General features: G+C 63.1%; 8 protein-coding genes and 1 tRNA gene. 2 read left to right on the plus strand and 7 right to left on the minus strand.

Features of this window, described 5'->3' with window-relative positions; genetic code table 11:
- Window positions 1-111 precede the first annotated feature (111 nt).
- The 7 genes from HF854_RS02345 to hisD all read right to left on the minus strand — a co-directional run bounded on the left by HF854_RS02345 (window position 112) and on the right by hisD (window position 9,247).
- The gene (locus tag HF854_RS02345; RefSeq protein ID WP_168934837.1) at window positions 112-1,347 is read right to left on the minus strand and encodes a dicarboxylate/amino acid:cation symporter; all 1,236 of its coding nucleotides are present in this window, start codon (window positions 1,345-1,347) and stop codon (window positions 112-114) included.
- A gap of 119 nt (window positions 1,348-1,466) precedes the next feature.
- Window positions 1,467-1,949 (minus strand): GNAT family N-acetyltransferase, encoded by a 483-nt coding sequence (locus tag HF854_RS02350; RefSeq protein ID WP_168934838.1) that lies wholly within the window; start codon window positions 1,947-1,949, stop codon window positions 1,467-1,469.
- A 282-nt stretch (window positions 1,950-2,231) separates the two neighbouring features.
- Window positions 2,232-5,297, minus strand: a complete 3,066-nt coding sequence (locus HF854_RS02355) for a hypothetical protein (protein WP_168934839.1) — start codon at window positions 5,295-5,297, stop codon at window positions 2,232-2,234.
- Window positions 5,298-5,578: 281 nt separating this feature from the next.
- Window positions 5,579-5,670: transfer RNA gene (locus HF854_RS02360), tRNA-Ser, on the minus strand.
- A 540-nt stretch (window positions 5,671-6,210) separates the two neighbouring features.
- Window positions 6,211-6,975, minus strand: coding sequence for an enoyl-ACP reductase FabI (locus HF854_RS02365; protein WP_006004296.1), 765 nt, complete (start codon window positions 6,973-6,975; stop codon window positions 6,211-6,213).
- 44 nt (window positions 6,976-7,019) lie between these two features.
- A complete protein-coding gene (locus tag HF854_RS02370) occupies window positions 7,020-7,916 on the minus strand; it encodes a phosphoribosylaminoimidazolesuccinocarboxamide synthase (protein ID WP_168934840.1) in 897 nt (298 codons plus the stop codon).
- Between the two features lie 26 nt (window positions 7,917-7,942).
- Window positions 7,943-9,247: a histidinol dehydrogenase gene (hisD, locus tag HF854_RS02375; RefSeq protein ID WP_168934841.1), complete on the minus strand. Its 1,305-nt coding sequence runs from the start codon at window positions 9,245-9,247 to the stop codon at window positions 7,943-7,945.
- Between the two features lie 231 nt (window positions 9,248-9,478).
- Here hisD and grpE point away from each other — a divergent pair, with 231 nt between their 5' ends.
- Window positions 9,479-10,048 carry a nucleotide exchange factor GrpE gene (gene grpE / locus HF854_RS02380; protein WP_168934891.1) on the plus strand — a complete coding sequence of 190 codons (570 nt, stop codon included), beginning with the start codon at window positions 9,479-9,481 and terminating at the stop codon, window positions 10,046-10,048.
- 397 nt (window positions 10,049-10,445) lie between these two features.
- A complete protein-coding gene (locus HF854_RS02385) occupies window positions 10,446-11,732 on the plus strand; it encodes an OmpP1/FadL family transporter (protein ID WP_240937632.1) in 1,287 nt (428 codons plus the stop codon).
- The last annotated feature ends 26 nt before the right edge of the window (window positions 11,733-11,758 follow it).

Here is an 11,758-nt window from a genome sequence, read left to right on the forward strand (position 1 = left end):
TCTGTGCCCCTGTCGGAAAAGAACGTTGCCGGAAAAGGGATATCCGGGAGAGGGGCCCCGCATGGCACGGGGCCTGCCTCTTCCCGAAACGTCCTTGTGCGGTGACGGGACTTATTCGTCCTGCAGGGCGGCGCCCCGCTGGGGATCGAAGTCGTTCTCCGTGCGGGAGATGAAGATGGCCGCGGTGGCGTCGCCCAGCACGTTGATAGTGGTACGGGCCATGTCCATGACACGGTCGATACCGGCCACCAGGGCGATGGCTTCCAGCGGGATGCCCACATGGGTGAAGATCATGGAGAGCATGATCAGGGCCGCGCCGGGCACGCCCATGGTGCCCACGCTGGCCAGCAGGGCGATGAGCAGCACGGAGATCTGTTGGTCCAGGGGCAGGGGCATGCCGTAGATCTCGGCGGCAAAGATGGTCACGATGCCCATGTAGATGGCCGTGCCGTCCATGTTGATGGTGTTGCCCAGCGGGATGGAGAAGCTGGAGACGCTGCGGGAGGCGCCCAGCTTCTGCACACAGGTCAGGTTGGTGGACAGGGCTGCGGCGCTGGAACAGGTGGTGAAGCTGGTGAGCAGCGGGGCGCTCAGGCCGCGGAAGAAGGTGCCGGGCTTGAGACCGGCGTAGCGGATACAGGGCAGGTAGGTGATGATGACGTGGATCAGGCAGCCCAGGTACATGATGCCGATGAGCTTGATGAGCGGCAGCAGCACTTCCAGCCCGTGGTTGGACACGGTGTAGGCCATAAGGGCAAAGACACCGATGGGCGCGTAGTGCATGACCATGCTGGTGACGCGGATCATGACTTCGCTCATGGCGTCGAAGAAGGCGGCGGCAGGCTTGGCCTTGTCACCGCACAGGCTGATGGCCATGCCCACCAGCACGGCGAAGAAGATGATCTGCAGGATGTTGCCCTTGGCCAGGGCATCCACGGGGTTCAGGGGCACGATGCCCATGAGCACCTGCACCAGCGAGGGCGCGGCCACTTCCTTGGCGCTCAGGTTGGCGGTGGAAAGGTCGAGCCCCACACCGGGCTGGAAGATATTGCCCAGGATAAGGCCGATGGCCACGGCCAGGGCCGTGGTGGCGAAATAGAAGACCAGCGTCTTGGCGGCCACGCGGCCCAGACGGCCCACATCGCCCACGCTGGCGGCGCCGGAGACCAGGGTGGCCAGCACCAGCGGTACGACGACCATGCGGACGAGATTGATGAACAGGTCGCCGAACGGCTTGAAGAAGGCGGCGCTGATGCCCAGCTTGGGGGCCAGCGTGCCCACCAGTATGCCCAAAACCATGCCGATGCCCATTTGCAGGGGCAGGCCCATTTTCTTGCGTGCGCTCATAGGAACCTCACTGCGTGTTGCGTAATGTCACGATACTGTCGCCGACAGTAAGCAAGATTCGTTCCGCACGCAACGTTTTCCTTGCCGGGGAATATGGCGGGGGAGGGACCTCTGGGGCGTTACAGCGGGCAGCGCATGTCATACCAGCAGGCCTGGCCGTGCTGGCTGTCGGAGCGCCCCAGCAGCCGGAAGCCCAGTGAGCTGTAGAAGGGGATCAGCCGTTCCTTGCAGGTGAGGACCACATCTTCCTTGCCCCGCTGCCGGGCCACTTCCAGAAAATGGCGGACAAGGGCCGCGCCGATGCCCTGATGCTGCCGCTGCGGATCCACCACCAGCCCGAAGACGGCCTGATGCGGGGCCTCCTCACGGTGCAGTCCGGCATCGTGGTAGAGCTCGTCCCGGCAGGTATCGAAATCGGTCATGCAGCCGTTGATATGGCCCACGATGGCGCCGTCATCCTCGGCCACGAAAAAACAGTGGGGAAAGACGGCAAAACGGGCGGCAAAGCTTTCCGGCGATGCGGCTTCGGCAGGGGGAAAACCGCGCGCCTCCAGAGCGGCGATGGCGGGCAGGTCTTCGGGGCGGGCTTGTCTGATATGCATGGAAGCTCCTGGACGGGGCCCGCCGGAGCGGACCTTGAGGTTGATAACGGGCCGTCGCGGGACGGCATGACGGCTCGAAGGATGTCCGGCCGTCCAAGGGAAAAGGTTTTTCAGGGCGGGCAACAGGAGCACCTGTGCCCCTGTGTGTGCCGGTAGAGGAAACAATGTCTCTTTTCCGCCGTCCGTGACGGATGGGCCGCGGCGGTGTCCGCCAGTCCCCGGGGACTCACGGACACCGCCGGAAGAGAGAACAGGGGATGCTTCCCGCAAGGGCGGCACGCGTTACGCTGCCTTCTCCGTGAACAGGTTCCTGCGGGCGGCTTCGGACCGGATCTCCTTGCGGTAGCTGTCGTGCTGACGCAGGTAGAAGGCCAGCGCGTTGGCGAAGTTGTCGCCCAGCAGCCCGTCGAGGACCTGGCTGGAGATCTCGCGTTGCAGGCGCAGCAGGGAATGCAGGGCCAGGATGCCTTCCACTTCTTCCGTGGGCATGCTGCCCAGACGACGCCAGAAGATGTCGTGCGAACGGGGCAGATAGTACCACATGTACATCAGGTCGAGCAGATGGACGATGGCCTGCCGGGCGGCGTTGGGGTCCTTTTCCAAAAGCTGCTGCCAGAACTCGCGGGGCTGCTCCTGCATCAGGCGCCGGATGGTGGCCTGGGGGAAGAGCAGGGCCAGCTTCACGAGATTGTTGAATATCTGGCTGAACTTGCTGTCGTACTCCAGGGTGCGCATGCGCAGATACATGTTGCGGTCCGCAAAACCTTCGATGACGGCGGCCACGATGTCCGAGGAGCACTTGGAGACGATGGCGGCGCAGTTCTGCAGGGCGCCCACCGGGTCGGCGATGCCCAGCCAGACGAAGCAGACCAGCAGGCCCTTGCCCAGCACGATGGACAGGGGGATGGAGATGGCGCTGCGGAACAGGTTGCCCACGACAGCTTCCTTGGGCAGGCCGCGGAAGATGTTGTGCCCTGATATGTAGACGCTGTTGATCATGGCGATGACCGTATAGACCGCCAGCTCGTTGTTCTGGACCGTGATGCCGAGCCAGTCCTCCAGCAGCCACATGCGGACGACCACCTCCAGCAGGGGGACGGATATGCCCGTGTAGAGCAGGGAGTCCGCCATGCGGCTCCAGCTCACATAGCGGTTCCAGGGCAGGAGCATGGAGCGGCAGAAGGCCCCGCCGCCCACCATGGATTGCAGGACATTGCGCACGGCCGTGATGGCGAACCAGAGCAGAGCGCCGATCCAGGTCAGGATCCACCAGCTGTCCACGTACCAGAAGGCCCACTGCGCGGGGATGAAGCCCAGCAGCACCTTGAGCACGTTCACCAGATTGCTGTTGAAGTAGTGGACGTTCCAGGGGGTGGCGGCATCGCGCATCATGCTCACGGGATCGTGCTGTTCCGCGTTGATGCCGCGGGAGTCCACGCCGCCAAGGGTCACCAGGTTGCCGCCGTCGGGGCTGATGGTGGTGGTCTTTTTTTCCAGCTCCCAGCCACGGACCACGCGACAGCCCAGATGGTGCAGCAGGGGCAGGCGGCGCAGGGTCCGGAGCCAGCGCGGCAGGGTCGCGGGCTCGTGATAATGGGTGAAGCCGTAGATGTCGGTATGCACGGGCAGGGTCAGACGCTGGCCGCTCTTTTCATGGCGCAGGGCGGCCCGGGCCTGCGGGGGCAGGGTCTCGGTGAAGACCAGGCCCATGCCGTGCGTCATGTGCGAACGGCTGGTGGAGTCCGTGCCGATGCGCGAGCCGAGCCACGAGAGCTCGTAAAAACTCCGCAGCTGGGTCAGGTTGTCCTGCACTTCCAGCAGCAGGTCCCGGCGGGGCGAATCCGCGGGTTCGTCCTGCACGATCCGGCGGACAACCTGCTTGAGGCGCAGGGGGCTGCCCTCGTTGATGGCCCGCTGCAGCTCGTTGATGGCCTCGATATGCGGCAGCTGGCCCTTGGACCAGGTGCGCAGGTTGAACAGTTCCAGATGGGTGATGAGCCCCTTGCCGCGCCAGAGCAGTTCCAGCGTGTCCTGTACGTTCAGCCCTTCCAGGCCCAGGATCATCTGGCAGGGGTGCAGGGGCACCAGGGACTGCAAAAGGACTTCGGGATCGCGCAGCAGCACTGGGGGCAGATCCTTGTGGGGCGCCACGGGGAACAGGATATCCGGGTTGGTCTGCGGTCCCAGCCATTCCTGGCGCAGGCTGTCGGGCATGAGGCTTTCCATGGCTTCCAGACGGGCGCGCAGGCGGGCGGCTTCTTCATCCGTGCCGTTCCGCCGGGGATCGTTGCGGAGCTCTTCCAGAGTCTGTTCCAGAACAGGCTGCCATTGCTGGAGGATGTATTCGGCCAGATGCAGGGACGAAGGCTGGCGCTGGCCCACGAAAGCCAGGAAGGCATCCGCATCCAGCGGGGGCGGGGGCGAGACTTCCAGCTTGCGGGCCAGGGTGGCCGCGTGCTTCTGGTTCCAGGCCTGGAGCAGGCGCAGGACATGCTGGCGCATCCACTGGTTCACCGTGGCGTATTCCTTGAGGATGGCCGCGATGTCCGGGCGCTGGAGCAATTTGATGAAAGCCCGGCTGCTGTGGACGTTGAGCGGCGACCAGGTGAGTTCGATGAGCTTGTCATGGAAGGTGGCCCGGAACTCGATGCCGATGCGCACGGTGATGCCCATGATGCGGGCCGCGCGCAGCAGTTCGCTGGCGGCTTCGGGGTCCACGGTATTGTAGTAGACCACCGTGATGAAGCGCAGGCCCTTGAGCCAGGCATCCATGACCAGATGCGTGGGGCTCTTGCGGCCCTTGGTGTTGGCATCATGGACGTGGTGGTCGAAGGCCTGCTGGTTCCAGGCTTCGGGCATCTCCAGCAGATGATAGCGGCGCAGCAGCGAGCGGATGACGTGGGGCGTGCCGCGCACCGCCTGGTAGAAATCGTGGGCCAGCGGCAGCTGGATATGGACGTGCGGCGCGGCGCGGACCAGGTCTTTCATGATCTGGATCAGGACGCGGGCCGTATTCTTCTGCAGGCTGGAAAGGGCGGAGTAGAGGACCTCGTCATGCAGACGGCGCAGGGCCTGCAGGCGCTCCTGCGGGCCGCGGGCCTCCAGGCTCTCCAGCAGGATGATGACGGCGCGGGCGATGCGCATGCCGGGGTCCGTGGTCAGCTTGATGATGCCGCGCGGATGCAGGCCTTCTTCAGGCTGGGCCAGGCTCATGGACATGTTGCGGGCGGCCACGAAACTGTTGACCAGCTGGATCAGCTGATGGTCCTGCAGGTCGAACAGCCAGGACGCTTGCTTGTCCGGGCCGGAAGTGGTGACGGCATTGGCCGAATGTCTGGTGGCGCACATGACGGTTCCCTCTATTGCTGGAGATGCGGGCGGCACTGGCGGCGGCCAGCGGTCGCACGGATATGCCGGGTCGTCCCCCTGTGTGAAAGAAGAAAATGTGACAAATATCGTCGGGGATTGCAAACGGATGGGGAGGGGAAGACCGAAGGGCGAAGGTGAAAGGGCGGCCCGGGCGGATGCTGCACACGGGAAGGCGCGGAAAAAGGGCGGTCCGGGACACCTGCTCCGGCAACACCATAAACGAAAAAACCCGCTGATTGCTCAGCGGGCTATTTTCTCGGTGGCGGAGAGGAAGAGATTCGAACTCTTGGTACGCTTTTAACGTACACACGATTTCCAATCGTGCTCCTTCGACCAACTCGGACACCTCTCCGTGTCGTGAAGACCTGCTCTTTATAGGCAGAACCTTCGGCTTTGGCAAGCAAAAAATCGCACTTTTCGCAAAAAAATTTTTTCTCTAAAAATTTAGCTGTTATTTCAGCTTGTTATCATCACTGTTTTTCGTCTCCATCTTCCGCCGGAGATGGTCACAGCTGCCCACTCACGGGGCGTGATGACGAAAAGGCGTCCCGGCCCTGCCCCTGGACAGGGCCACGGCAAGGACGATGACCAGCAGGACGAGCAGGGCTTGCCACATGGCCTAGTCCTTGCGGTCCCTGTCTTCTTCGCGCTTTTTTTTGCCCATCATGTAAAAAAAGCCCAGCACGGCCACACCGAAGGCCACGATGCCGGCCAGATTGAGCATGAAGATGGTATCCATACGATCTCCTGAAAGACTGTCCGGGGTGTCCCGGAGTTCGTCCGTTGCTACCGGAAGGCCCGGCAGGGGAGCGGGGTGGTCCCGCCCCGCCGTTGCCGGGCCGTCAGCATCAAGAAAAGGCTTGGCCGCCGCGGCAGCCGCCTGATGGTCGTTTTAGATGCCCAGCTGGCTGAAGCCGCTGTCCACGTAGATGACTTCGCCGGTCACGCCGTGGGAGAGCTCGGAGGCTAGGAACACGGCGGCACCGCCCACATCGGCGGTGGTCACGTTACGGCGCAGGGGAGCGTGCTCTTCCACGCGGGTAAAGATGTTCTTCAGACCGGAGACGGCGGAAGCGGCCAGGGTCTTGATGGGGCCGGCGCTCAGGGCATTGACGCGCACGCCCTTTTCGCCCAGGTCGTAGGACAGGTAGCGCACGGAAGCTTCCAGAGCGGCCTTGGCCACGCCCATGATGTTGTAGCCGGGGATGACCTTGGTGGAACCGTGGTAGGTCATGGTCAGCACCGAAGAACCGTCATGCAGCAGGGGCTCGAAAGCGCGGCAGACGCCGGTGAGGGAGTAGGCGGAGATGTCCAGGGCCAGATGGAAACCGGCGCGCGACGTATCCAGGAAGCGGCCGCTCAGGTCTTCACGGTTGGCAAAGGCCACGGAGTGGACCAGGATGTCTACCTCGCCCCACTTTTCCTTGACCAGGTCGGCGGCGGCCTGGATCTGGGCGTCGTCGGTCACGTCACACTGGAAGGTGAACTCGCCTCCCAGTTCTTCGCTCAGGGGCTCAACACGCTTTTTGATGGCGTCGCCCACATAGTTGAAAGCAAGGCGGGCGCCCTGTTCCTTGAAGGCATTGGCGATGCCGTAAGCGATGCTCTTGTTGTTGGCCAGGCCCAGGATCAGGGCTTTTTTTCCTTGAAGCAGCATGTAATATCCTCCAGAAAAGTCGCCTTGGCGACGGTGACCACAGGTTAGATGGTGAATTCTTTGCCCGTCAGGATGTGGTAGGCCTCACGGTAGCGCCGGGCCGTGGCGTCCACGACCTCGGCAGGCAGGGCAGGCGCGGGCGGCTGCATGTCCCAGGGCTGGGAGGTGAGCCAGTCGCGCAGGTACTGTTTGTCGAAGCTGGGCTGGCTGCGGCCGGGTTCGTACTGGTCCGCGGGCCAGAAGCGGGAAGAGTCGGGGGTCAGCACTTCGTCGATGAGGCGCAGTTCCCCGTCCACGAAACCGAATTCGAACTTGGTGTCGGCCACGATGATGCCGCGGCTGGCGGCATAGGCACGTCCGGCTTCATAGATGGCCAGGGTGGTCTCCCGGACCTTGCGGGCCACGTCCTCGCCCAGCAGGCGGGAGGCCTCTTCCGGGCTGATGTTCTGGTCGTGCTGGCCCAGCTCGGCCTTGGTGGAAGGCGTGAAGAGGGCCGTTTCAAGCTTGTCCGATTCCCGCATGCCGGCAGGCAGCTGATAGCCGCAGAGCGTGCCGGTCTTCTGATAGTCTTTCCAGCCCGAGCCGGAAATGTAGCCGCGTACGATACATTCCACAGGCAGGGGCTTTGCCTTGCGGACCAGTACGGCACGCCCTTCAAGTTCGTCCTTCCAGGGGGCAAGGGCGGCGGGGAACCGGTCCACATCGCTTTCCACCAGATGATTGGGGATGATGTCCTTGAACTTGTCCATCCAGAACAGGGTGATCTGGTTCAGGATCACGCCCTTGTAGGGGATGGGCTTGTCCATGATGACATCGAAGGCGGACATGCGGTCGGTTGTGACGATGAGCAGGGTCTTGTCGTCGATGTCATAGATGTCGCGGACCTTGCCGCGGGACAGCAGCGGGTAAGCGCTGATTTCAGTCTTGGTGGTGATGCGCATAGTCTTGATCCAGTTTGTTTAAGGCACTAGCGCTTGCTGCGGATCTCCACGGAACGGGCGTGGGCCTCCAGCCCTTCCAGACGGGCCAGAGAAGCAATGGCAGGCGCGTTTTCCAGCAGGAAGGCCGGCGAAGTGGCCACGATGCTGGTTTTTTTGCAGAAGTTCTGGACGGAGAGCGCGGAAGAGAAGCGCGCGGTCCGCAGGGTGGGCAGCACATGGTTGGGGCCCGCGAAGTAGTCCCCCACGGGTTCGGGGCTGTGCTGGCCCATGAAGATGGCCCCGGCATGGCGGATGTGGGGCAGCAGGGCCCAGGGATCGCGCACGCACAGTTCCAGATGCTCGGGAGCCACGCGGTTGGCGATGGCCACGGCGGTCATGATGTTGGGCACCACCACGATGGCGCCCCAGTCCATGAGGGACTTGCCCGCGATCTGGGCCTTGGGCAGCTGGCTGCACTGCTTTTCCAGTTCCTGCTGCACCTGTTCGGCCAAGGTGATGTCGTCGGTGAGCAGGATGGCGGAAGCCAGCATGTCGTGCTCGGCCTGGGAGAGCATGTCCGCGGCCAGCCAGTGCGGGCGGGCGGAGCTGTCGGCCACCACCAGCACTTCACTGGGGCCGGCCACCATGTCGATGCCCACCGTGCCCTGCACCAGACGCTTGGCCGTGGCCACATAGATGTTGCCGGGACCGGCGATGACGTCCACAGGGTCGATGCTCTGGGTGCCGTAGGCCATGGCGCCGATGGACCAGGCGCCGCCCACGCGGTAGATCTCGTCGATGTCCAGCAGGTGGGCCGCCGCCAGGATGTGCGGGTTGATGGTGCCGTCCTTGCGGGGCGGGGTGCACACGGCCACGCGGGGCACGCCGGCCACCAGGGCGGGGATGGCGTTCATGAGCATGCTGGAGAGCAGCGGGGTGTTGCCGCCCTGGCCGCCGGGCACATACAGGCCCACCCGGTCCACGGGCAGCACGCGCTGGCCCAGGATGCTGCCGTCAGGCCGGGTCTGGAACCAGGATTTTTCCAGCTGTTCTTTATGGAAGGTGCGGATGTTGTGGGCGGCTTCGCTGATCTGCTCGCGATGTTCGGGAGAGATGGAAGCGGCGGCCCAGGCGATGTCCTGCTCGCTGACGCGCAGGGGCGCGGCAAATTCGGGACAGTCGAAACGGCGGGTATAGTCGATCAGGGCCTCATCGCCCTTTTCACGTACATTGGCGAGGATCTCGCGCACGCTGCCTTCAACGCTGTCGCCGGGGTTGAAGCGGCCGTCGAGCCACTGCGAGGCCTTGACCCATTCCTGCTCGGACTGCAGGTGCAAAATTCGGCAAATCATGGAATATACCTCAAGAAAAGAACGCCACCGGAGGGCGCGTGGACGCGCGGAATTGCGCGTCGGACGAATATAGCGAAGGCGTGCGCCAATGTCGAGACTTCCGTGCAGGAGGCCGTTGCCGGGGTGTCAGCCCCTTGACAGTACGGCAGTGCGTATTTACTCAATACTAGCCGGCACAACGCCGGTGCATTTCTGGGAGGAACCATGGATCGTCACAACGAGAACGATGATATGCATATGAAGGACACGCAGAACACGGAAGCGCAGGAAGAGGCCTGTGCCGGTACCGAGGCCGGGGATGCCGGGGACGCCGTGCAGACCCTGCCGGAAAATCTGGAAAGCCTGTGCCACGAACATGTGTGCCCCAACTGCACCGAAAAGCGCGATGCCGATGACGCACGCCTGCGCGCGGCCGCGGAGATGGATAATTTCAAGAAGCGCCTGAAGCGCGAGCACGAGGAACAGATCCGCTATGCGGCGGAAAAGGTCATGAGCGACCTGCTGCCCACGCTGGACAACCTCGATCTGGCCCTGCAGTACGGCAGCAAGGACGAGGCCTGCAAGGACATGCTCCAGGGCGTGGCCATGACCCGCAAGCTGCTGCTGGAAGCCGTGGCGCGTCACGGTCTGACCCCCGTGGGCACGGCCGGTGAGGCCTTCACGCCCGAACTGCACGAAGCCGTGGGCTTTGATGCCGAGGCCGATGTGGAAGCCGGGGCCGTGGCCCGCGTTCTGCAGAGCGGCTACAAGCTGGGCGAGCGTCTGCTGCGCCCGGCCAAGGTCATGATCAAGCAGGGCTAAGCGCCGTTATCCGCAAGACAGCCGGAAGGGCCTTCCCCATATGGGGAGGGCCCTTTTTTGTATACAGACATACGGATCAGGGGACTCTCATCAGGGCCCGGGGAGCCCTCTCCTCTGGTCCGGCATCCTTATCAAAGGCTTTCATCCGACATAGCGGCGGTTCTCCGCCAGCGGCTTCAACCGGGACATCTTCGCGATACCGTGGTCCGGTATCCCCGGACAAGTACGGGGCCATGCCGCGTTGGCGTTCCCTGCGGTAGCGTCGGGAAGCCCGGCAAAACAGCTTGACTTTCAAAAGCGTTGCACTCTAGCGTAACAATAGACATCTGTATTGGTACTGCATGTTGCGGGGAAGGAACTTTTGCTGCGCCCCGGACTATTTTTGTGGGGGATATCTATGAAAAAATTGTATGTCGTGCTTGCCGTCTGCCTTCTGTGGGCATGCCAGGTGACGACGGCAGGGGCCGAAGGTTTCGCCCTGACGGAATGGAGCTCGCGAGGTCTTTCGCTGGCAGGCGGCATGGTGGGACGCGCGGACGATCCCTCGGCCATCGCCTACAATGCGGCGGGCATCACCCAGCTGCCGGGCACGCACGTCATGGGCGGTTTTGCCGCCATCGCGCCCATGGGTACCATCGACCTGGATCTGGCCGACGGCAGCCACACGTCCACGACCACCAAGCCCCATATCTGGGCTGCCCCGCACGCCTACATCACCCATCAGCTGAACGACCGCTTCTGGCTGGGCCTGTTCTCGCGTTTCGGCCTCGGCAATGAATTTGCCGATAACTGGACGGGACGGTACAACCTGACCAACATCAATTTCCAGACCTTTTCCCTCGTGCCCACCGTGGCCCTGAAGGTCAACGATGTCCTCTCCCTTTCGGCGGGCGTGGAGATCATGCATGCCAGCTTTGCCATGGGACAGCAGATCCCCAGCATGCAGTATATCGGCTACATCCCCAGCAGAGGGGAAGACAGCAAGATGACGCTCAACGGTACGGGCTGGGGCGTGGGGGCCCAGGTGGGGGCGCACTTGCGCATGACCGACGAGCTGTCGCTGGGCTTTTCCTACAAAAGTCCGGTCACGCTCAATATCGCCGGTTCGGCGGATTTTTCCCGGCATCAGAGCAATATGCTGGCCGACCAAGGACAGGTGCCGCACACCATCGATACCGATGTGCACAGCACGGTGCATCTGCCCGATTCCTTTGCCCTGGGCCTGGCCTACCGCCCGCTGGAGAATCTGATCTTCGAGGTGGGGACCGTCTTCACCCGCTGGTCCACCTACGATTCCATGAACATTTATTTCGATTCCGATTTCCAGTCCATCAATCATAAAAAGTGGCGTGACGGCTGGAACTTCAACGCCAGCGTGGAATATGAGCCCCTGGACTGGCTGGCCCTGCGTGTGGGCGTCTGGTACGAGACGCCGGTCACCAACGAGGCGCACGCGGACTTCATGGTCCCCAGCCACGGCCGCACGGGCGTCAGTGTGGGCGCGGGCTTCCAGTGGGGCAACTGGACGCTCGATCTGGCTTATGCCCATCTTTGGGTGCACAGCCTGGACTATTCGGAGACCGATGCCTCCGGCATCCGTTCGTCCGTGGGGAATGTCAGCACGGGGAACAGCCGGAACACGGTGGCCAACATTTATTCCGCCACCATCGGCTACACCTTCTAAGGTACGGAATGGCCCTTCGGGGATGC

It is taken from the genome of Desulfovibrio piger, assembly GCF_012843875.1.
Classification (GTDB): domain Bacteria; phylum Desulfobacterota; class Desulfovibrionia; order Desulfovibrionales; family Desulfovibrionaceae; genus Desulfovibrio.

Bases quoted from the DNA above. Each gene is read 5' to 3' on its own strand.
- hisD (WP_168934841.1), bottom strand. From the start codon at position 9,247: ATGATTTGCCGAATTTTGCACCTGCAGTCCGAGCAGGAATGGGTCAAG.
- HF854_RS02365 (WP_006004296.1), bottom strand. From the start codon at position 6,975: ATGCTGCTTCAAGGAAAAAAAGCCCTGATCCTGGGCCTGGCCAACAAC.
- HF854_RS02350 (WP_168934838.1), bottom strand. From the start codon at position 1,949: ATGCATATCAGACAAGCCCGCCCCGAAGACCTGCCCGCCATCGCCGCT.
- HF854_RS02355 (WP_168934839.1), bottom strand. From the start codon at position 5,297: ATGTGCGCCACCAGACATTCGGCCAATGCCGTCACCACTTCCGGCCCG.
- grpE (WP_168934891.1), top strand. From the start codon at position 9,479: ATGCATATGAAGGACACGCAGAACACGGAAGCGCAGGAAGAGGCCTGT.
- HF854_RS02385 (WP_240937632.1), top strand. From the start codon at position 10,446: ATGAAAAAATTGTATGTCGTGCTTGCCGTCTGCCTTCTGTGGGCATGC.
- HF854_RS02370 (WP_168934840.1), bottom strand. From the start codon at position 7,916: ATGCGCATCACCACCAAGACTGAAATCAGCGCTTACCCGCTGCTGTCC.
- HF854_RS02345 (WP_168934837.1), bottom strand. From the start codon at position 1,347: ATGAGCGCACGCAAGAAAATGGGCCTGCCCCTGCAAATGGGCATCGGC.